Origin of the sequence: Streptomyces sp. OfavH-34-F (assembly GCF_022347745.1) — a bacterium.
Taxonomy (GTDB): domain Bacteria; phylum Actinomycetota; class Actinomycetes; order Streptomycetales; family Streptomycetaceae; genus Streptomyces.
The window spans coordinates 15,638-36,514 of the sequence record NZ_JAKRGC010000017.1; the positions used below are offsets into that span (position 1 = coordinate 15,638).

Annotated in this window: 19 protein-coding genes and 2 tRNA genes; 13 read left to right on the forward strand and 8 right to left on the reverse strand. The window is 71.1% G+C overall.

What is annotated here, in order from left to right:
* Nucleotides 1–61: 61 nt before the first annotated feature.
* Entirely contained in the window at nucleotides 62–2,653 is a 2,592-nt protein-coding gene (pepN, locus tag MHW47_RS05660; RefSeq protein ID WP_239221512.1) for an aminopeptidase N, read from the reverse strand.
* A 132-nt stretch (nucleotides 2,654–2,785) separates the two neighbouring features.
* On the opposite strand from pepN, the gene MHW47_RS05665 reads away from it, so the two are divergent.
* Nucleotides 2,786–3,436: a DsbA family protein gene (locus tag MHW47_RS05665; protein ID WP_239221513.1), complete on the forward strand. Its 651-nt coding sequence runs from the start codon at nucleotides 2,786–2,788 to the stop codon at nucleotides 3,434–3,436.
* Nucleotides 3,437–3,568: 132 nt separating this feature from the next.
* On the forward strand, nucleotides 3,569–4,486 hold the full coding sequence (locus tag MHW47_RS05670; protein WP_239221514.1) for a DUF4232 domain-containing protein: 918 nt from the start codon (nucleotides 3,569–3,571) through the stop codon (nucleotides 4,484–4,486).
* Here MHW47_RS05670 and MHW47_RS05675 read toward each other — a convergent pair.
* From MHW47_RS05675 to MHW47_RS05685, 3 genes are all read right to left on the reverse strand, one after another.
* Nucleotides 4,477–5,442 carry an aldo/keto reductase gene (locus tag MHW47_RS05675; protein WP_239221538.1) on the reverse strand — a complete coding sequence of 322 codons (966 nt, stop codon included), beginning with the start codon at nucleotides 5,440–5,442 and terminating at the stop codon, nucleotides 4,477–4,479. The two genes, MHW47_RS05670 and MHW47_RS05675, sit on opposite strands and share 10 nt — an antisense overlap.
* 79 nt (nucleotides 5,443–5,521) lie before the next feature.
* A complete protein-coding gene (locus MHW47_RS05680; protein WP_239221515.1) occupies nucleotides 5,522–6,373 on the reverse strand; it encodes an MOSC domain-containing protein in 852 nt (283 codons plus the stop codon).
* Between the two features lie 149 nt (nucleotides 6,374–6,522).
* Entirely contained in the window at nucleotides 6,523–7,164 is a 642-nt protein-coding gene (locus MHW47_RS05685) for a superoxide dismutase (protein ID WP_239221516.1), read from the reverse strand.
* 370 nt (nucleotides 7,165–7,534) lie between these two features.
* Between MHW47_RS05685 and MHW47_RS05690 the strand changes: the two genes are divergently transcribed.
* From MHW47_RS05690 to MHW47_RS05705, 4 genes are all read left to right on the forward strand, one after another.
* Nucleotides 7,535–8,128: a biotin transporter BioY gene (locus MHW47_RS05690; RefSeq protein ID WP_239221517.1), complete on the forward strand. Its 594-nt coding sequence runs from the start codon at nucleotides 7,535–7,537 to the stop codon at nucleotides 8,126–8,128.
* Between the two features lie 155 nt (nucleotides 8,129–8,283).
* Complete coding sequence (locus MHW47_RS05695) at nucleotides 8,284–8,772, forward strand: ribose-5-phosphate isomerase (RefSeq protein WP_239221518.1); 489 nt, start codon at nucleotides 8,284–8,286, stop codon at nucleotides 8,770–8,772.
* Between the two features lie 77 nt (nucleotides 8,773–8,849).
* Nucleotides 8,850–9,659 carry an Fpg/Nei family DNA glycosylase gene (locus MHW47_RS05700; RefSeq protein ID WP_239221519.1) on the forward strand — a complete coding sequence of 270 codons (810 nt, stop codon included), beginning with the start codon at nucleotides 8,850–8,852 and terminating at the stop codon, nucleotides 9,657–9,659.
* 105 nt (nucleotides 9,660–9,764) lie between these two features.
* Nucleotides 9,765–10,910: a PP2C family protein-serine/threonine phosphatase gene (locus MHW47_RS05705; protein ID WP_239221520.1), complete on the forward strand. Its 1,146-nt coding sequence runs from the start codon at nucleotides 9,765–9,767 to the stop codon at nucleotides 10,908–10,910.
* Here MHW47_RS05705 and MHW47_RS05710 read toward each other — a convergent pair.
* Nucleotides 10,896–12,086: a cation:proton antiporter gene (locus tag MHW47_RS05710; protein ID WP_239221521.1), complete on the reverse strand. Its 1,191-nt coding sequence runs from the start codon at nucleotides 12,084–12,086 to the stop codon at nucleotides 10,896–10,898. The genes MHW47_RS05705 and MHW47_RS05710 overlap by 15 nt on opposite strands.
* A gap of 163 nt (nucleotides 12,087–12,249) precedes the next feature.
* Here MHW47_RS05710 and MHW47_RS05715 point away from each other — a divergent pair, with 163 nt between their 5' ends.
* Complete coding sequence (locus MHW47_RS05715; protein WP_239221522.1) at nucleotides 12,250–12,729, forward strand: HD domain-containing protein; 480 nt, start codon at nucleotides 12,250–12,252, stop codon at nucleotides 12,727–12,729.
* A 74-nt stretch (nucleotides 12,730–12,803) separates the two neighbouring features.
* Here MHW47_RS05715 and MHW47_RS05720 read toward each other — a convergent pair whose 3' ends face one another.
* Entirely contained in the window at nucleotides 12,804–13,907 is a 1,104-nt protein-coding gene (locus MHW47_RS05720; protein ID WP_239221523.1) for an acyltransferase family protein, read from the reverse strand.
* Between the two features lie 502 nt (nucleotides 13,908–14,409).
* On the opposite strand from MHW47_RS05720, the gene MHW47_RS05725 reads away from it, so the two are divergent.
* A complete protein-coding gene (locus MHW47_RS05725) occupies nucleotides 14,410–14,604 on the forward strand; it encodes a hypothetical protein (protein WP_239221524.1) in 195 nt (64 codons plus the stop codon).
* An 89-nt stretch (nucleotides 14,605–14,693) separates the two neighbouring features.
* Here the strand turns inward: MHW47_RS05725 and MHW47_RS05730 are convergent.
* A tRNA-Gly gene (locus MHW47_RS05730) sits at nucleotides 14,694–14,767 on the reverse strand.
* Nucleotides 14,768–14,958: 191 nt separating this feature from the next.
* Here MHW47_RS05730 and MHW47_RS05735 point away from each other — a divergent pair.
* From MHW47_RS05735 to clpX, 5 genes are all read left to right on the forward strand, one after another.
* Nucleotides 14,959–15,035: transfer RNA gene (locus tag MHW47_RS05735), tRNA-Pro, on the forward strand.
* A 151-nt stretch (nucleotides 15,036–15,186) separates the two neighbouring features.
* Nucleotides 15,187–16,584 carry a trigger factor gene (tig, locus tag MHW47_RS05740; RefSeq protein WP_239221525.1) on the forward strand — a complete coding sequence of 466 codons (1,398 nt, stop codon included), beginning with the start codon at nucleotides 15,187–15,189 and terminating at the stop codon, nucleotides 16,582–16,584.
* A gap of 266 nt (nucleotides 16,585–16,850) precedes the next feature.
* Nucleotides 16,851–17,456, forward strand: a complete 606-nt coding sequence (locus MHW47_RS05745) for an ATP-dependent Clp protease proteolytic subunit (protein WP_185993056.1) — start codon at nucleotides 16,851–16,853, stop codon at nucleotides 17,454–17,456.
* Between the two features lie 79 nt (nucleotides 17,457–17,535).
* Nucleotides 17,536–18,219 (forward strand): ATP-dependent Clp protease proteolytic subunit, encoded by a 684-nt coding sequence (locus tag MHW47_RS05750; RefSeq protein WP_275448893.1) that lies wholly within the window; start codon nucleotides 17,536–17,538, stop codon nucleotides 18,217–18,219.
* A gap of 180 nt (nucleotides 18,220–18,399) precedes the next feature.
* Nucleotides 18,400–19,698 (forward strand): ATP-dependent Clp protease ATP-binding subunit ClpX, encoded by a 1,299-nt coding sequence (gene clpX / locus MHW47_RS05755; protein WP_239221526.1) that lies wholly within the window; start codon nucleotides 18,400–18,402, stop codon nucleotides 19,696–19,698.
* Between the two features lie 72 nt (nucleotides 19,699–19,770).
* Here clpX and MHW47_RS05760 read toward each other — a convergent pair whose 3' ends face one another.
* A complete protein-coding gene (locus MHW47_RS05760; RefSeq protein WP_239221527.1) occupies nucleotides 19,771–20,766 on the reverse strand; it encodes a hypothetical protein in 996 nt (331 codons plus the stop codon).
* Nucleotides 20,767–20,877: the final 111 nt, after the last annotated feature.

The window sequence follows — 20,877 nt, forward strand, 5'->3', positions numbered from 1 at the left end:
GCAGGGACGAACGGGCCGATACGCGACGCGTACCGGCCCGCCCGTCCCGCCCCTGACCTGCCTACGCCACCGAGTCGACCGCCTGCGCCCGCAGGGCGCGCGCCAGGTCGTCACGGGACTCCAGCACCAGCCGCCGCAGCGCCGGCGCCGCGTCGGGGTGGGATTCCAGCCAGGCGTCGGTCGCCTCCAGCGTCGCCGGGTCGTCCTGGAGCGACGGGAACAGGCCCCGCACCACGGCCATCCCGATCTGGATCGACCGGTCCGCCCACACCCGCTCGATCGCCTCGAAGTACCGCTCGGCGTAGGGCGCCAGCAGCTCCCGCTGCGAGGACTGCTCGAAGCCCGCGATCGTCGCCTCCACCAGCGCGTTGGACAGCGCGTCCGACTCCACCACGTCCGCCCACGCCCGCGCCTTCACCTCGGCGGACGGCCGGGACGCCAGGCACCGCACCCGGTGCCGCTCGCCGGAGGCCGTGTCGTCCCGCGCCAGCTCCGCCTCCACCGCCGCCTCGTCCGCCGCCAGGTGCGCGACCAGCGGCGACAGGAACGCCCAGCGCAGCTCCTGGTCCACGTCGAGACCGTCGATCCGGGCGGACCCGTCGAGCAGCCCGGACAGCAGCTGGAAGTCGGAGTCCGAGGCGGCGACCGACGCGAAGAACCGGGCCCACGCCAGCTGGTGCTCACTGCCCGGCGCGGCCAGCCGCAGCTCGCCCAGGGCGCCCTCGGCCAGCGCCCGGCCGCCCTCCTCGCGCCACCCGGGCGCCGCGTAGTGCACCAGCGCGCCGCGCGTCCACGCGTGCAGCATCTGGAGCACGCCGATGTCCGTCTCGCGCCCCGCGAACGCCAGCACCAGGGCCACGAAGTCACGGGCCGGCATCAGCCCGTCCCGGGTGAGGTTCCACAGCGCCGACCAGCACAGCGCCCGGGCCAGCGGGTCCGTGATGTCGCCCAGGTGCGCCCGCAGCGTGGCCAGCGACACCTCGTCGAACCGCACCTTGCAGTACGTCAGGTCGTCGTCGTTGACCAGGATCAGCTCGGGCCGCTCGGCCCCGGCCAGCTCCCCGATCACCGTACGCGGACCCGCGACGTCCACCTCGGCGCGCGCGTAGCGCACCAGCGCGCCCTCGGTGTCCCGCCGGTACAGCCCCACCGCGACCCGGTGCGGCCGCAGCTCCGGGTGGGACTCGGCGGCCTCCTGGAGGACGGCCAGCTCGGTGATCCGGCCCGCCGCGTCGTACGTCGCCACCGGGGTCAGCGAGTTGACGCCCGCGGTCTGCAGCCAGGAGCGCGACCAGGCGGTCATGTCCCGACCGGACGTCTCGGACAGCACCGACAGCAGGTCCCCGAGCGTGGTGTTGCCGTAGGCGTGCTTCTTGAAGTAGCGCCGGGCGCCCTCCAGGAACGCCTCCCGGCCCACGTACGCCACCAGCTGCTTGAGCACCGAGGCGCCCTTGGCGTACGTGATGCCGTCGAAGTTCAGCTTGGCGTCCTCCAGGTCACGGATGTCGGCCGTGATCGGGTGGGTGGACGGCAGCTGGTCGGCGCGGTACGCCCAGGACTTGCGGTTGTTCGCGAAGGTGATCCAGCCGTCCTCGAAGCGGGTCGCGCCGGTCATCGCGAAGACGCCCATGAAGTCCGCGAAGGACTCCTTCAGCCACAGGTCGTCCCACCACCGCATGGTGACGAGGTCGCCGAACCACATGTGCGCCATCTCGTGCAGGATGACGTTGGCCCGGCCCTCGTAGGCCGCCTGCGTCACCTTGCCGCGGAAGATGTACTCCTCGCGGAACGTGACGCAGCCCGGGTTCTCCATCGCGCCGAGGTTGTACTCCGGCACGAACGCCTGGTCGTACTTCCCGAACGGGTACGGGTAGTCGAAGTTGTCGTGGAAGAAGTCCAGGCCCTGCTTGGTGATCAGGAACACGTCGTCCGCGTCGAAGTGCTTGGCGAGCCCCTTGCGGCACATCGCGCCGAGCGGGATCTCCAGCGTCGTGCCGTCCTCGAAGGTGCGGCTGTAGGAGTCCGTCACGTAGTGGTACGGACCGGCGACGACCGCCGTGATGTACGTGGAGATCGGCTTCGTCTCGGCGAACCGCCACACCCCGCCCTCGCGGGACTCCTCCGCGCCGTTGCTCCACACCGTCCACTCGGCGGGCGCCGTCACCCGGAAGCGGAACGGGGCCTTGAGGTCGGGCTGCTCGAAGTTGGCGAAGACGCGGCGCGCGTCCGCCGGCTCGTACTGGGTGTAGAGGTAGACCTCGCCGTCCTCCGGGTCGACGAAGCGGTGCATGCCCTCGCCGGTACGGCTGTACGCGCACTGCGCGTCGACCACCAGGACGTGCTCGCCCTCCGGCAGGTCCGCCAGCGCCACCCGGGCTCCGTCGAACACGGCCGCCGGGTCCAGCTCGGCGCCGTCCAGCGTCACCGCGTTGACGGACGGGGCGATCAGGTCCGCGAAGGTGGAGGCGCCGCCGCGCCTCGTGCGGAAGCGGATCGTCGTCACCGAGCGGAAGGTCAGCGGAGCCTCCGCCCCCTCGCCCCGGCCGGGGGCGCCGACCGCCGAACGTACGTCGAGTTCGACGTCGTAGCCGTCGACGGTCAGCAGCTCCGCTCGCTCGCGGGCCTCGTCGCGGGACAGGTTCTCGCCGGGCACGGCACACTCCTTTGTGTCACGTTCGAATAGTTTGATCCTCGCATGCCGCCTCCCGGACCCGCGGGCGGGAATGGCCGGAGCGTCGTCCGGTGTTCTGCGCACGGAGCATTCGGCACAGGTTCGAGGAGAGAGATGTCTGACAACAGCACGGCCGCCGGCAGGACCCCCGTCGACTTCTGGTTCGACCCGGTCTGCCCCTGGGCCTGGATGACCTCCCGCTGGATGCTGGAGGTGGAGAAGGTCCGCGACGTCGAGGTCCGCTGGCACGTCATGAGCCTGTCCGTGCTCAACGAGGACCGGATCGACGAGCTGCCGGAGGAGTACCGCGAGATGCTGGAGAAGCAGGCGTGGGGCCCCGTACGGGTCGTCATCGCCGCCCAGCAGAAGCACGGCGACGAGGTCGTCGGCCCGCTCTACACCGCGCTCGGCACCCGCTTCCACAACCGCGGCGAGGGCGTCACCCGCGAGGCCGTCGAGGCCGCGCTGAAGGACGTCGGCCTGCCCGTCGAACTGGCCGACTACGCGGACTCCGACGCCTACGACACCGAACTGCGCGCCTCCCACCAGGAGGGCATCGAGAAGGTGGGCCAGGAGGTCGGCACCCCGGTCATCGCCGTGCCCGGCCCCGACGGCGAGCAGATCGCCTTCTTCGGCCCGGTCGTCACCCCCGCGCCCAAGGGCGAGGAGGCGGCGAAGCTCTGGGACGGCACCCTGATGGTCGCCTCCATCCCCGGCTTCTACGAGATCAAGCGGACCCGCACCCAGGGCCCGATCTTCGACTGAGCACCCCGGCGCGGGGGTCCGGCCGCCTCCGGGGCCCGGCCCCCGCGCCCTCTGCCCTCTGTGACGCCACCGTGACGCGATTTGTGACCTGGCGCACAGCACCGCCCCGGCCCGCTTTGATCTTCTGGACGGATGCGCCCCGCCCCCGTCCTCGCCCTGTGCGCCGCCCTCGCCGGCACCGCGCTGCTCACCGGCTGCGGGAAGGAGACGGCCGCCGGTGCCTCGCCCGCCGCCACCTGCGCATCCCTCGCCCCGGTCCCCGACCCGGCCGGCCGGACCTGGGACGACGTCCGGGTCGTCAGCGGCAAGTGCGGCCCCTCCGGCGCCCCCTCCACCGGGTTCGAGGTCACCAACCACGACGACGAACCTCTGACCTACACCATCACCTTCACCCTGGTGAACGGCTTCGGCGAGGCCATGGACAGCGTCACCCGCACCGTCGAGGCGGTGAAGCCCGGCCAGACCGTGCGCCGCCCCCTCGACACGGCCGGCGGACCCGGCTCCGCGCGCGGCTACCGGGCCCGCGTCACCAAGGTCCGGTCCGTCCCGGCGAAGGGGACGTCCGGCGGGGCGTCCGGCTGCCCGTCCTCCGGGGTCCGCATCACCAACGACCGGGGCGACGCCGCGATGGGCCTGCGCGTCGTCGGCATCCACCTGGTCAACTGCTCCGGCGCCGACTACCGCCTCGACGGCTACCCCGCGCTGCGGCTCCTCGACGCGGACCGGGAACCGGTGACCGGCGTCGACATCCTGCACGGCACCGCCGCCATCTCCACCGGCATCGGCGGCGACCCCACGCCGCGCCCCGTCACCCTGCGCCCCGGCGAGAGCGCGTACGCCAACCTCGCCTGGCGCAACACCACCACCGACGGCACCCCGGTCAACGCCCCCTACGTCGAGGTCACCGCCCGGCCCGGCGACGAGCCGGTCACCGTCACCCCGGAACTCGACCTCGGCACCACGGGCCGGCTCGGCGTCAGCCCGTGGACGAGGACCCCGGACGACCGGCAGCCGCGACCGGACCAGCGGCCGGGCGCCTCTCAGGAGTAGAAGTCGCGCTGCCAGCGGTGCTTCGCCAGCACCGCCAACTGCTCGGCGGTGAGCGGGCGTCCGTCGCCGACGGCGGTGTTGCGCTCCACGTTGCGCACGCTGCGCATGCCCGGGATGACGGTGGAGACGGCCGGGTGGCTCAAGACGAACCGCAGCGCGTGCTCTGCGATCTCGTCCTGCCCGATGCCCAGGTCGGCGACGATCGCCGCGACGCGCCGCTCGACCTCGGCCCGGCGGTCGCCGCGGAAGTAGCGGTTGCGCCAGTCGCCCTCGGGGAACGTCGTGTCCGCGGTGATCCGGCCGGTCAGCCCGCCCTCGTCCAGCGCGACCCGCACGATGACCCCGACCCCGTGCTCCCGACAGGCCGGCAGCAGGACGTCGGCGGGGGACTGGTCGAACACGTTGTAGATGACCTGCACGCTGTCCACCGCGCCGCTGCGCACCAGCGCCACGGCGCTCCCGGGCGCGTGGTCGTTGACGGAGACCCCGAACAGCCGGATCTTGCCCTCCCGCTTCAGTTCGGTGACCGTCTCCAGCCAGTCCCCGCGCCCCAGCCACTCGTCGTTCCAGACGTGGAACTGGAGCACGTCGAAGTGGTCGAGCCCGGACGCGGCCAGGCTGGTCTCCAGGCTGGCGCGGATGTGCTCACCGGGGAACGCGTCCGCCGGGTCCGTGCCGTCGGCGGCCGGCCACACCCCGTTCTTCGGCGGCACCTTGGTCGCGACGAGCACGCCATCACCGGCCCGCGCGCGCACGACCTCTCCGACCAGGCGCTCGCTCTCGCCGTAGCCGCGTGCCGTGTCGATGAGGTTCACCCCGAGGTCGACGGCCCGGTTCAGGGCGCGCAGCGACTCCTCGCGCGTCGCCCCCACCCAGTTGGCCTCGCCGATGCCCCAGGCCCCGTAGCCGATCTCCGACACCGAAAGTCCGCTGCGTCCCAGTTCGCGGTAGTGCACAGTCATCCTCCACGTCGTCGTCCCGTCGCGGGCACACCGGCACGACCCTAGGGAACCGGGCCGCGCCCGGCAGCCGGATTTACCCGGGGGTGCGCTCCGCCACCGCGCTGTGCACGGAGACCGGGTCGCCGACGCGCACCACGCCCTCGCGGACCACCGCGTTCTTGACGCCGAAGCTGAGCTTGTTCCCGAACTCCGGCTCCCTGCGGTACGTGGCCAGCGTGCGCACCGGCTCCGGGCCCGCGCGCCGGCCGGTGCGCTGGTCCACGAGCGGGACGTTGCAGCGGATCGCCCGCGTGGAGAAGGCGAGCCGGACACCGCCGGCGCTCATCCCGGCGACGTGGTCCTCGAAGTGCGGTTCGCCGTCGCCGGCCAGCACGATGTTGGGCCGGAAGCGGTCCATGGGGACGGGCGCCGCGTCGCCCCGCTCCGCGATGCGGGCGTTGAGCCCGGCCAGCGAGGCCGTCGAGGTGACCAGGACCGCGTGCGCGTCGGCGAAGTTCACCTTGCCGGGGGTCTCGCCCCAGCCGTCCCGGTCGAAGCCGGGAACCACCCGCACCAGCCGGGACGCGGTCCCCAGCGCCTCGGAGAACCACTCGGCCGCCTCGTCGCCCTGGTCCACGGCGGGGCCGAGGGCCCTGCCGAACATGCTGACCTCGCGGCGCGGCCCGTCCGGGTCCACCGTCACGCGCAGCGGGCCGGGGCCCTGCGCGGACAGGGCGAGGACCGCCCCGGAGTCGTCGACGCGGGCGCCGATCGCCGCCATCGCGGGGTGGGTGCGCTGGCTGCGGAACACGCCGTCGGCCGCGGCGACCACCATGAAGGTCCGGTCGTGCGCGAGGCCTGTGACGGTGACGCGGGCCGAGTCCACCGACGTCCCGGCGCAGCCCTTGACGGGGTAGTACACCAGCGAGTGGACGGTGATCGTCATGAAGTGCTCCTCATGGCGGACATCATGGCAGCCGCGCGGGCAACAGGGAGGCCCCCGCCCGTCACGTCCGGGCGGGGGCCTCCCCTCCATCCGCCTGCCCGGTGAAGGGTGAGAAGACGATCACGAGGCAGGACGTTCGGGGTGCCCGCTCAGGGGGCGAGCAGCAGGACGTCCGCGCGCTCCTTGGCGGCGGCGTAACGCCTGGCCACGTCCTGCCAGTTGACGACGGCCCACATCGCGTCGATGAAGTCGACCTTCTGGTTCTTGTACTGGAGGTAGAAGGCGTGCTCCCAGGCGTCGAAGACCAGGATCGGGGTGGAGCCCTGGCCGACGTTGCCCTGGTGGTCGTAGACCTGCTCGACGATCAGCCTGCCGCTGAGCGGCTCGTACGCGAGGACGCCCCAGCCGGAGCCCTGCGTGGTGGCCGCCGCCTTCGTCAGCTGGGACTTGAAGCCGGCGAAGGAGCCGAAGGACTCGGCGATCGCGTCCGCGAGGTCGCCGACGCCGTCCGCCGCGAGCGGCTCACCGCCGCCGTCGCCGGTCATGTTGTGCCAGTAGATGGAGTGCAGGATGTGGCCGGACAGGTGGAAGGCGAGGTTCTTCTGGAGGCCGTTGACGGCTCCCCACGCCCCCTTGTCGCGCGCCTCCTCGAGCTGCTCCAGGGTGTCGTTGGCGCCCTTCACATAGGCGGCGTGGTGCTTGTCGTGGTGCAGCTCGATGATCTGCGGATTGATGACCGGTTCGAGCGCGGCGTAGTCGTACGGGAGTTCCGGGAGCGTGTACGTGGCCATTGGTTTCGAACCCTCCAACTGCTGACAAGTTGTTATTGCAACCTCTATGCAGGAGCAGGCTAACAGCAGCAACGGTGAACCCCGCCTCGTTCCTTGGACTTAGGGCCTCGGACCCGGCGTGTCGCGCTTTTGGAGGGAGTGCACAGTCATGGCCCCGCGCCGATGCCCGGGCCGGGCGGGTGGAATCCACGCCCACCTCCGTGACCAGCATCACCCCCCGGGATGATTGCGCCGGTCTTCTTGTATGAAACCCACCAACGCCCCAACCGCCGCTTTGTGGGCCGCTGATGGTGATCGAGCACGGCTCAGTCGGCTAACGTCACGATCAGTCCGTCCCCATCTGCCCCACCCTCACCCCGCGGAGTCCCCGATGAGCACTGCTGCCGCCCCCGCCCGCACCGGAGCGGTCCTCGCCGACCTGCTCCCCGCCGCCCGGCACCGCTACGCCGTGGACACCGCGCTGGTGCTCGGCGGCGCCGCGCTCACCGGCATAGCCGCCCAGATCGCCGTGCCCGTCCCCGGCTCCCCGGTCCCCGTCACCGGCCAGACCTTCGCGGCCCTCCTCGTCGGCACCGCGCTCGGCGCCCGCCGGGGCTTCCTCTCCCTCGCCGTGTACACGCTCGTCGGCATGGCGGGCATGCCGTGGTTCTCGGCCGGCAGCTCCGGCGCCGGCGGCGCCTCCTTCGGCTACGTCCTCGGCATGCTGCTCGCCGCCACCGTCGTCGGCGGCCTCGCCCGGCGCGGCGGCGACCGCTCGGTCCTGCGCACCGCCGGCACGATGGTCCTCGGCTCCGCGCTCATCTACGCGGTCGGCGTGCCCTACCTCGCCCTGTCCACCGGCATGTCGGCGAGCGCGGCGATCGCCGCGGGCCTCACGCCGTTCCTGCTCGGCGACGCGCTGAAGGCCGCCCTCGCGATGGGCGCGCTGCCGGCCGCCTGGAAGCTCCTGGGCCGCCGGGGCTGACCCGTACGCCCTGCCGGGACGACCCGCACACACTTCCGAAGAGGCCCGCCGGACCCCCGGCGGGCCTCTTCGCGTCCCACCGGAGCCCTGCCCGGCTCCGGGCACACCGCCCCCCGTCGTCGTCGGCCCGGCGCCCCACGTGCCACACTCCTCCCATGCGCGTGTACCTCGGATCGGACCATGCCGGTTACGAACTCAAGAACCACCTCGTCGAGTGGCTCACGGCTCAGGGCCACGAAGCCGTCGACTGCGGCCCCCACGTCTACGACGCCCAGGACGACTACCCGCCGTTCTGCCTCCGGGCCGCCGAGAAGACGGCCGCCGACCCGGACAGCCTCGGCATCGTGATCGGCGGCTCCGGCAACGGCGAGCAGATCGCGGCCAACAAGGTCAAGGGCGTCCGCGCCGCGCTCGCCTGGAGCGAGCAGACCGCCGCGCTCGGCCGCGAGCACAACGACGCCAACGTCCTCTCCATCGGCGGCCGGATGCACACCGTCGAGGAGTCCACCAAGTTCGTGGAGATCTTCCTCGCCACCCCGTACTCCGGCGAGGAGCGGCACACCCGCCGCATCGACATGCTCACCGCCTACGAGAACACCGGCGAGCTGCCCCCGATCCCCGCCCACCACCCGCAGCAGGGCTGACCGACCCCCTGTGCCGCCGGACCCCCCGGCGGCACAGCCATGTCCGGACCCCGCACCAGCCAGGAGACCCCGCCACCGTGCCCGAGGGACACACGATCCACCGCCTCGCCGCGGACCACCGCGAACGCTTCGCCGGCCGGCCGGTACGGGCGAGCAGCCCGCAGGGCAAGTTCACCGACAGCGCCGCCCTGATCGACGGACAGGTCCTCGACACGGCCGACGCCCACGGCAAACACCTCTTCCTCGGCTTCGGGGACACCGGCTGGGTCCACATCCACCTCGGCCTGTTCGGCAAGCTGGGCTTCGGTACGGTGCCGGCCCCGCCGCCCACCGACACCGTCCGGCTGCGCCTGCTCAACGACGCCCACCACGCGGACCTGCGCGGCCCCACCACCTGCGCCCTGATCACCGACGCCGAGAAGGCCGCGATACACGACCGGCTCGGCCCCGACCCGCTGCGCGACGGCGAGGACGGCGAACGGGCCTGGCAGCGGATCTCCCGCAGCCGGATCACCGTCGCCGCCCTGCTGATGGACCAGAAGGTCATCGCGGGCGTCGGCAACGTCTACCGCGCCGAGGTGCTGTTCCGGCACGGCATCGACCCGTACCGGGCGGGCCGCGACCTCACCCGCCGCGAGTGGGACGCCGTCTGGGCGGACCTGTGCGCACTGATGCGCGAGGGCGTACGCCACAACCGCATCGACACCGTCCGCCCCGAGCACCTCCCCGAGGCCATGGGCCGCCCGCCGCGCGTCGACGACCACGGCGGCGAGGTGTACGTCTACCGGCGCGCCCGCCAGGGCTGCCACATCTGCGGCAGCGAGATCCGCACCGCCGACCTCGCCGCCCGCAACCTCTTCTGGTGCCCCGGCTGCCAGAGCGCATGACGCACCCGGTCCACCCGCCGCTACGACATCCGGCGGGCCGTTTTCGCACACATGGTCACGGGGTCCCCCTGCACCAAAGGCCGCCGGGTGGATAAGGTCCCCGCAATGGCCCGACGCGCAGGAGCAGACTCGTACCCGGCCCGATTGCGGAAATCGGCGCGCCGGGTCTACGCCACGCTGCGCCGGTCCGGGGTCGACTACTTCCGCGGCGACGGCTCCGACTGGGTCGCCCTGGCCGGCCTGATGCTCGTCATCCCGGTCATCACCGCCTGCACCCTGCTCGACCCGGTCTGGTGCGCGCCCACCATGCTCGTCCTGCCGATCGTCGCGGGCGGCCTGCTGCTGCGCCCCGCCAGCCTCCTCGGCCTCTACGCGGCGTCCGCCGCCGCCCTCATCGTCGAGTCCGTCCGGCTCGGCCCCTACGAGGACGGCCCGGCCGGCGTCACCCCCGGCACCGTGCTCACCGTGGCCGCCTGCGGGTTCTTCGGGCTGATCCTCGCGCAGTTCCGCGCCCGCGTCGGCGTGCCCTGGCGGCGCGGCGGCACCATGCTCTTCGACCTGCGCGAACGCATCCGGGTCCAGAGTTCGCTGCCCCGCCTCCCGCACGGCTGGCACCGCGAGATGGCGCTGCGCCCGGCCGGCGGGCAGTCCTTCTCCGGTGACTTCGTCGTCGCGGCCCGCACCCACGGCGGCCGCACCCTGGAAGCCGTCCTGACCGACGTCTCCGGCAAGGGCATGGACGCGGGCTCCCGCGCGCTGCTGCTGTCCGGCGCCTTCGGCGGGCTCCTCGGCTCGCTGCCGCCGCACGGCTTCCTGCCCGCCGCCAACGGCTACCTGCTCCGCCAGGACTGGGACGAGGGCTTCGCCACCTCCATCCACCTGGTCCTGGACCTGGAGACCGGCGACTACGAACTCCTCTCGGCGGGCCACCCGCCGGCCCTCCAGCTCCACGCCGGCAGCGGCCAGTGGGAGGAGAAGGCGGCGGAGGGCCCGCTGCTCGGGGTGTACGACGGCGCCGAGTTCGACGCGGTCAAGGGCCATCTCGCCCCCGGCGACGTGCTGATGCTGTTCACCGACGGGCTGGTGGAGGCCGCCGACCGGGACATCGCGGAGGGCATCGACCGGCTGACCGGCGAGGCCGACCGCTATGTGAGCACCGGCTTCGAGGGCGCCGCCTGGCACCTCATCGAAGCCTGCGCCAAGGACGTCAACGACGACCGGGCGCTGCTCCTCCTGTCACGCAAGTCCTGAACCCGCCCGGACGGGCTCGGGCTCGGGGGTCGCCGGTTCGCGCCGGCCCGGCAGGAAGCGGGCCAGCCAGTGCGAGCGCCCGGCCGCCAGCGGGGACAGGACCGCGAGGACCAGGACGTAGCCCGCGATGAACGGCGAGAGCCGCTCGTCGAGCCCGGCCCCGGCCGCCATCGTGGCGAGGATCAGCGCGAACTCGCCGCGCGCCACCAGGGTGGTGGCGATCTTCGCGGCGGCCTGCGGGCCGAACGCGTAGACCCGGGCCGTGGCGATGCCGGACAGGATGTTCATCGCGAGGGTGATCGCGGCCGCGGCCAGCACCGGCCACACCACGCTCGGCAGGTCGCCGGGGTCGATGGAGAGGCCGAAGGCGAAGAAGAAGATCGCGCCGAACGCGTCCCGCAGGGGGTGCACCAGCGTGCGGATGCGGTCGCCCGACGACGTGTTGCCGAGCATCAGCCCCACCATGAAGGCACCGATCGCGTCCGCGACGCCGAACCAGTCCGAGACGCCGGCCACCAGGACGGCGGCCCCCAGGAACGAGATGACCAGGAGTTCGTCGTCCCGGGTGTTGATCAGCTTGCCGATCAGCCGGGTGCCGTACCGCGCGGCCAGGGCGAGCAGGAGCAGGAAGCCGAACGCCTTGCTCCCGTCGGTCACCGCGTCGCCCAGGCTGTCCGCGCCGGACAGGACGGGCTGGAGGGCGGCCAGGTACAGGGCGAGGAAGATGTCGTCGACCACGATGATGCCGAGGATCGGCCGGGTCTCGGGATCGCCGAGCCGGCCCAGGTCGACCAGCACCTTGGTGACGATGGCCGACGAGGAGATGCCGATCACGCCGGCCAGCACCAGCGCCTCGGACGTGCCCCAGCCCACCGCGAAGCCGAAGCCGAGCCCGGCGCCGACGTTCAGGAGGAGATAGACGGTCCCGGCGACTACCATCTTGCGGCCGCCGGTCTTGAGGTCGTCCAGATGGAACTCGAGGCCCAGGTAGAAGAGGAGCAGCACCAGGCCGAGCGCGGAGAGCATCTCCAGCTCGTGCGGATCGGCGACGAGGACGATGCCGGGGGTGTGCGGGCCGAGGAGTATCCCGGCCAGGATGAACAGGGGGATCGTCGGCAGCCCTATCCGGCGGCCGAGTCGGGCGAGGACGGCGGCGGCGAGGAAGGCGCCGCCCATGGCGATGAGCGTGTCTGCGTGTCCGATGGGCCTGGCCTTTCATGAGGTCAAGAAAAGGTCAAGGAAGAGTCATCGATTAGTTTACCGAACAATTGACGTTGCAACTGTTCGCCCGGGCATACGGGCCTGATCCCGGCCCGTTCGAGGGCCTAGAGTCCTCGCCATGACGCCACCCCAGCTGACCCTCGCCGAGATCGAGGCCCTGGCCCGCGCGGCCCACGCCGACCAGCGGGACAAGGCCGGCCGCCCCTACGCCGAGCACCTCGCGGCCGTCGCGGAGGGCGTCCGGGCCAGGGGCGGCAGCGAGGCGCAGATCGCCGCGGCCTGGCTGCACGACGCCGTGGAGGACGACGCGCTGTCCGCCGGCTGGCTGGCCGGGGCCGCCCTGCCGCAGGAGGTCAAGGACATGGTCCTCGCGGTCACCAAGCGGGCGGGGGAGGAGCCGGAGGCGTACGCCCGGCGCGTCCTCGCGACCCCGGGCGCCCTGCTCGTCAAGGAGGCGGATCTCGCCCACAACGCCGACCCGGCCCGCCTCGCGGTGCTGGAGCCGGCCGTGCGTTCCCGGCTGACCGCGAAGTACGCGCGGATGAGGGGGCTGTTGGGGCTCCCCGTACCGGAGGGGCCCCGCGAACGACGGGATTGAGCCAACACCGGGACCGCACGACGAAGCCCGGCCCCCGCGCGGGGGCCGGGCTTCGCGCTACGCGTACGGAGGGCTCAGATCCGGGCGGCGTCCCGGCGGAACGCCCAGTCCATGTCGGGTTCGGTGACGCAGCGCAGGGCCCGCCGCACCGGCGGGGTGCACATCAGGGTGACGGCCGCCGCCGCGACCGCGGTCACCACGACCAGGCCGACCGGCGAGACCAGCCACGCGTGGTCGTCGAAGACGCCGGCGTAGTCGGTGCCCTTCACCAGGAAGCCGTGCAGCAGGTAGCCGCAGATCGTGCCCGCGCCGAGCACCGTGAACCACATGTGGCGGCGCGGCACCAGGGCCAGGAACCCGGCCGTCAGCAGCGTCGCGCAGCAGAACATCGCGAGCGTCATCACCGCGCCCGACCACCACGGCGCCCCCAGCTCCTGGGCGCTGGAGTCGCGCAGGAACCAGCCGAGCTGCATCCGGGGCGCCGCCCAGTACGCGAACAGCAGGGCGCAGGCGAACAGGGGGAGGGCCAGCAGCCGGGCCTCGCGGCGGCGCACCAGCGCGAAGTGCTCCGGCTTCAGCTGGAGCCCCAGCACGAAGAACGGCAGGAACTGCAGGACGCGCGGCAGGTCGAGGTCGCTGCCGATGCTGGGGGAGACCGAGGCGAGCACGGCGATCACGAGCGAAACGGCCAGCGGATGACGGAGGTTGCGCCACACCGGGGTGGTGAGCCGCCAGATGAACAGGGCGGCCAGGAACCAGGTCAGGTACCAGGGGTCCAGCAGGCTGATCGGGGTGTCCGGCGCGTCGTTGGCGTACCGGCGGAAGAGCGAGTAGGCCGTCTCGAACACCACATAGGGCACCGCGACCCCGGTGACCAGCCGCTTCACCTTGGCGGGGCTCAGGTCGAACGACCGGGAGAAATAGCCCGAGATGAGGATGAAGGCGGGCATGTGGAACGTGTACACGACCATGTACAGCGCCCGGGCGGTCCGGCTCCCGTCCATGACGGGCACCCATGAATGCGCCACCGCGACGAGCACGATGGCGAGGTACTTGGCGTTGTCGAAGTGGGCGTCGCGCCTTCTGCCCGCACCCTCCCGCGCAGGGGGTCTGACCTCCGCTCCCTCGGTCACCGGGGGGAGTACGGCCCTCTGCAATGCGTTCGGAGCGTGGAACATCTCAGGCACCCTAGACGTCTCGATTGCCATCCGTAAAACCGCGGTCGAATAGCGCGTCTTCCCTGCGTATCAAATGCTAAACGCACGGCTGCTGACCGGTTTGACACGTTTTGAACAGCTCAAAAGGGGTGAATCGTCCGCCAGTTGATGGAAGTGAATTACCTCGCTTTCGGCGGCGAATTCCCCTGTGAATAAACTGTGTGGATATAGAAACGATCATCGTCGCCAACCCTTCCGAAGTGCGGTTCCGCCGGTCGGGGCGGCTCCGGGCCGGGGCGGCGGCCGGCCGCCCGACCGGGCCGCGCGACCGGACGAGACCCTTCCGGGCCGGGTGGGGGCACGGGGGGGCGCAAGGGGGCGCAGAATGGCGCGATATCGACAGGTCGATACGTCACCCGGCAGCAAGGCGGGGGGAGTTGGTGGCACGATGGATGCGACGGAGGGTGCACGGCCGCACATCTCCGGGCCGGCAAGGGCGGACCGACCGAGGGTGTGAGCAGACGTGGCCATTTCGCTGTCAGTGGTGCTTCTGTTGGGGGTCATCCTCGTGGTCATGATCCGCAGCGGGTCCATCAAGCCGGGCCCCGCGGTGGTCGCGGCGCTCTTCGGCTTCTTCCTGGCGCCGACGGGCATGGGCCCGTCGATCAACCGCTTCGCCAACTCGATCATCGAGTCCATCGGCCAGATCAACTTCTGAGCCCGCGCCGGCACCGGCCGCCGCGATCCCGCGGAAAGTCCCGGTGAGCACGCGGAAGGGCCCGGTCCAGAGGACCGGGCCCTTCGCGGTGGAGCGGGCGACGGGAATCGAACCCGCGTAGCTAGTTTGGAAGACTAGGGCTCTACCATTGAGCTACGCCCGCACTGCACGCACCGCACGCCATGGCGACCGCGGCACGAGAAGCATCGTAGCGGGTCACGGGCGTTGCCCGCACACCCCGTGCGCGACCGCCCGGCCCCTCCCGGGGAAGCCCGGCGCGAGCCGCGCCCCGGCGGGCCCGTGGAAAGCGGCCGGCCCGGTGCTCCGCTCCATGTACCCTACGTGTCGCACCGACGGGGTGTGGCGCAGCTTGGTAGCGCGTCCGCTTTGGGAGCGGAAGGTCGTCGGTTCGAATCCGGCCACCCCGACCACCGGCAAGATCGCGTTGCGGGAGTTCTCCCCCTTGCCGTTACTATGCAAAATGCGTGCCCGTGTGTCTGATGTACCGGGCTCGGTCCGCGAAGCCGCCCCCCGTGCGGCGGAGCAGAACCCCAAGAAGTCAGCCACCAAGGAGACCGAACCGTGAAGAGCGCCGTGGAGACCCTGAACCCGACCCGGGTTCGGCTCAGCATCGAGGTGCCCTTCGAGGAGCTCAAGGACAGCCTCGACGCGGCGTACAAGAAGATCAACCAGCAGGTCACGGTGAAGGGGTTCCGCAAGGGCAAGATCCCCAGCCGGGTCATCGACCAGCGGTTCGGCCGCGGTGCCGTGCTGGAGGAGGCCGTCAACGACGCGCTCCCGAAGTTCTACACCGAGGCCGTCAACGAGGGTGAGCTGAACGTCCTCGGCCAGCCCGAGGTGGACATCACCGAGCTGAAGGACGGCGAGCTGCTGGCCTTCACCGCCGAGGTGGACGTGCGCCCCGAGATCGAGATCCCGGACTACTCCGGCATCGAGGTCACCGTCGACGCCATCGAGGTCACCGACGAGGACGTCGACAAGGCCGTCGAGCAGCTGCGCAACCGCTTCGCCTCCACCAACCCGGTCGAGCGCGCCGCCGCCGAGGGAGACGTCGTCACGATCGACCTGCAGGCCAAGGTGGACGGCGAGGTCCTGGAGGACGGCGTGGCCGAGGGTGTCTCGTACACCATCGGTTCCGGTGAGCTCCTGGAGGGCATCGACGAGGCCGTGACCGGTCTGGAGGCCGGTGGCGAGGCCACCTTCACCTCGCAGCTCAAGGGCGGCTCCGCCGAGGGCAAGGACGCCGAGGTCACCGTCAAGGTCACCGCCGTCGCCGCCCGCGAGCTCCCCGAGCTGGACGACGACTTCGCCCAGATGGCCAGCGAGTTCGACACGCTGGAGGAGCTGAAGGCCGACAGCCGCAGCCGCCTGGAGAACACCAAGCAGTACGACCAGGCCACCCAGGCCCAGGAGCGCGTCCTGGAGGAGCTGCTCAAGCTCGCCGAGGTCCCGATCCCGGAGAAGCTGCTCGCGGACGAGATCCAGACCCGCAAGCACAACCTGGAGCACCACCAGCTCGGTCAGATGGGGCTCACCCTCGAGAAGTACCTGGAGATCCAGGGCAAGACCCTCGAGGAGTTCGAGGCCGAGACGTCCGAGCAGGCCGTCAAGGGCATCAAGACCCAGTTCATCCTGGACGAGCTCGTCAACAAGGAGAAGCTGAACGTCAACCAGGAGGAGCTCACCGAGCACCTCATGCGGCGTGCGGCCTCCTCCGGCATGAGCCCCGACCAGTTCGCGCAGGCCGTCGTCGAGGGCGGCCAGGTGCCGATGCTCGTCGGCGAGGTCGCCCGCGGCAAGGCGCTCGCCGTCGTGGTCGAGGCCGCGAAGGTCGTCGACACCAACGGTGAGGTCGTCGAGCTGGAGGACGACGAGGACGCGGCGGAGGAGGCCACCGAGACGGTCGAGGCCGCCGAGGGCGCCACCGAGGCCGCCGCCGAGGAGAAGACCGAGGCCTGAGCCTCGCGCTGACCCCGTACGACGGGCTCCGGACGCCTCCGCGTCCGGAGCCCGTCGTCGTACCGGCGGACGTTTCGCCACAACCCGCGTACCGGCTGCGGACCTTGCGCTCCCAGCGAACAGTCGCGGAAGCGGGATGGCGTTGTTCCACCTGCGCGTTAGGGTCCATGAAGAGGAAGGGTCGGGTAGTCCCGGCCCACCCGGTACGAAGACGCTGAGACGGCCGGAGCCGTCAGAGACGAGCAGGTGGATACGTGACGAATCTGATGCCCTACGCCGCCGGAGAGCCGTCCCTCGGTGGTGGCCTCGGCGACCAGGTCTACAGCCGGCTGCTCGGCGAACGCATCATCTTCCTCGGCCAGCAGGTGGACGATGAGATCGCCAACAAGATCACCGCGCAGCTGCTCCTCCTCGCGGCCGAGCCCGAGAAGGACATCTACCTCTACATCAACAGCCCCGGCGGCTCGGTGACGGCCGGCATGGCGGTCTACGACACCATGCAGTACATCCCGAACGACGTGGTCACCATCGGCATGGGCATGGCGGCCTCGATGGGCCAGTTCCTGCTCACCGGCGGCACCGCCGGCAAGCGCTTCGCGCTCCCGAACACCGACATCCTCATGCACCAGGGCTCGGCCGGCATCGGCGGTACGGCCTCGGACATCAAGATCCAGGCCCAGTACCTGCTGCGCACCAAGCAGCGCATGGCGGAGATCACCGCCCGCCACTCCGGCCAGACCGTGGAGACGATCATCCGCGACGGCGACCGCGACCGCTGGTACACCGCGGAGGAGGCCAAGGAGTACGGCCTCATCGACGAGATCATCTCGATCGCATCGGGCGTTCCGGGCGGCGGCGGCACCGGCGCCTGATCCGGGCCTCCCGGACGGCGCCGCACCGCACCGCGCATCTCTCGTACGCCGAGACACCCAGCCACAGAACGCCACCAGGATGGTGAACACCCACATGAACAACTTCCCCGGCGCCTCCGCGAGCGGCCTCTACACGGGCCCGCAGGTGGACAACCGCTACATCGTGCCGCGCTTCGTGGAGCGCACCTCGCAGGGCGTGCGCGAGTACGACCCGTACGCGAAGCTCTTCGAGGAGCGCGTGATCTTCCTCGGCGTGCAGATCGACGACGCCTCCGCCAACGACGTCATGGCGCAGCTGCTGTGCCTGGAGTCGATGGACCCGGACCGGGACATCTCCATCTACATCAACAGCCCCGGCGGCTCGTTCACGGCGCTCACCGCGATCTACGACACGATGCAGTTCGTGAAGCCGGACATCCAGACGGTCTGCATGGGCCAGGCCGCCTCCGCCGCCGCCGTGCTGCTCGCCGCGGGCACGCCCGGCAAGCGCATGGCGCTGCCGAACGCCCGCGTCCTGATCCACCAGCCGTCCTCGCAGACCGGCCGCGAGCAGCTCTCCGACCTGGAGATCGCCGCCAACGAGATCCTGCGCATGCGGACCCAGCTGGAGGAGCTGCTCGCCAAGCACTCCACCACGCCGCTCGAGAAGATCCGCGACGACATCGAGCGCGACAAGATCCTGACCGCCGAGGACGCCCTCGCCTACGGTCTCGTCGACCAGATCGTGTCGACCCGCAAGAGCGCGTCCGGAGCGCTCGCCTGACCTGCGCCCCGGGGCGCGCTGCGCATCACGCCCCGACCCCTTGGCACGGCGGCGGCACCCGGCTCCGGCCGTGTGAACCGTGCCAAGGGGGGCCCGCATGGGGGGCCGGGCAAGGTACCGTCGGATAGAGGCACAGGAGCCGCTGAACCAGGCGTCTCCCAGGCGAAGGGGAAGCACCTCGTGGCACGCATCGGTGATGGCGGCGACCTGCTCAAGTGCTCGTTCTGCGGAAAGAGCCAGAAGCAGGTGAAGAAGCTCATCGCGGGTCCCGGTGTGTACATCTGCGACGAGTGCATCGATCTCTGCAACGAGATCATCGAGGAGGAGCTCGCCGAGACGAGCGAGGTCCGCTGGGAAGAGCTTCCCAAACCGCGCGAGATCTACGAGTTCCTCGAGGGGTACGTCGTCGGGCAGGAGCCCGCGAAGAAGGCCCTCTCGGTCGCTGTGTACAACCACTACAAGCGGGTCCAGGCCGGCGAGAACGGCGGCGGGAACAACCGCGAGGACGCGATCGAGCTGGCCAAGTCCAACATTCTGCTGCTGGGCCCCACCGGCTCCGGCAAGACGCTCCTCGCGCAGACGCTGGCCCGCATGCTCAACGTCCCGTTCGCCATCGCGGACGCGACCGCGCTGACGGAGGCCGGCTATGTCGGCGAGGACGTCGAGAACATCCTGCTGAAGCTGATCCAGGCCGCCGACTACGACGTCAAGAAGGCCGAGACCGGGATCATCTACATCGACGAGATCGACAAGGTCGCCCGCAAGAGCGAGAACCCGTCGATCACGCGCGACGTCTCCGGCGAGGGTGTCCAGCAGGCCCTGCTCAAGATCCTGGAGGGCACCACCGCCTCCGTGCCGCCCCAGGGCGGCCGCAAGCACCCCCACCAGGAGTTCATCCAGATCGACACGACGAACGTCCTGTTCATCGTGGGCGGCGCCTTCTCCGGCCTGGAGAAGATCATCGAGTCGCGGGCCGGCGCCAAGGGCATCGGCTTCGGCGCCACGATCCGCTCCAAGCGGGAGATCCAGGCGAGCGACCAGTTCCAGGAGGTCATGCCGGAGGACCTGGTGAAGTTCGGGATGATCCCGGAGTTCATCGGCCGGCTCCCCGTCCTGACCTCGGTCCACAACCTGGACCGCGAGGCGCTGCTCCAGATCCTCATCGAGCCGCGCAACGCCCTGGTCAAGCAGTACCAGCGGCTGTTCGAACTCGACGGCGTGGAGCTGGACTTCGAGCGCGGCGCGCTGGAGGCCATCGCCGACCAGGCCATCCTGCGCCAGACCGGCGCGCGCGGCCTGCGCGCGATCATGGAGGAGGTCCTCCAGTCGGTGATGTACGAGGTCCCGTCCCGCAAGGACGTCGCCCGCGTGGTCATCACCGCCGACGTGGTCCGCAACAACGTCAACCCCACCCTGGTCCCGCGCGAGCCGCGCACGATCGGCAAGGGCGACGACGGCCGCCACGAGAAGTCCGCGTAGCGCCGGGGCGACACGTGCGAAGGGGCGCCCGGCCGGTTCTTCCGGCCGGGCGCCCCTGCATGCCGCCGCGGGTCAGATCTTGGTGCGGGAGCTGTTGTAGAGCTTGGCGGCGAGGTCGGCGACGTCCTCGGTCGGCATGCTCTTGCCGGTGGTCATGGCCGCGCCGATGTCGACGGCGAAGACGATGCCGACGGTGCTGTAGTCGGTCCAGATGCAGACGGGCGTGTTGAGCTCCTTGGGGCCCTTCTGCATCGATCCGTCGGCGTCCTTGTTGACCGTCTTGATCGACTGGCACTTCATCAGGGCGCCGTCGAAGCCCTCGGGCGTGTAGCTCTTGGGGGAGCCGACGAGCGAGACCTCGCTGTCGTCGTCGCCCTCGTCCTTCGCCATCTCCTCCTTCGCCCCGGCGAAGGCCGCGTCCAGGGTCTTCTCGGGGTCGTCGACCTTGCCCCACAGACCCTTGAGCATCAGCATCTTCGTGGTGAGCGGGTTCTTCTCCATGTCCCCGCTGGCGTAGGCACCGCTGGCCTCCACGGGCGACTTGATGCCCATGTCCTCGGCCTCGGTCTTGTCCTTGCCGGTCAGCGGCCCCGTCTTGTTGTCGGAGTCGGACTTGTCCTGCTTGTAGTCGCCCACCGACTCCGGCAGCGTCAGCTTGTACCCCTTGGTGGAGTCCGCGACGTCGCTGCTGCCGCCGCCCGCGGTGAAGTAGTACACCCCGCCCGCGACGACCGCCAGCGCCACGACCGCCGCCCCCACGATCAGGCCCGTCTTCTTCTTCGGGGCCGGCGGCGGGAAGCCCGGCTGCTGGCCGTAGGGCTGCTGGCCGTACGGCGGCGGCGTGGGCGGCTGCTGGCCGTACGGTCCGGGCTGCTGGGCCGGCGGGTAGCCGTAACCGGGCTGGGGCGGCTGCTGGGGCGGGACGCCCTGGGGGGCCTGCTGCGGGTAGCCGTAGCCGGGCTGGCCCTGCGGCGGCTGGCCGCCGTACGGGCCCGGCTGCTGGCCGTACGGTCCGGGCTGACCCTGCGGCGGCTGGCCGCCGTACGGGCCCGGCTGGTTGTTGCTCATCTGCGGTGTCCCCTGTTCGTGAAACTTACGCGTTGCGAACATCCTGGCCCAAGCTCCGCGCGCGCGGACCACCGGGAGGCACACCGTTACGGAACAAACCGGTTTCGGGGC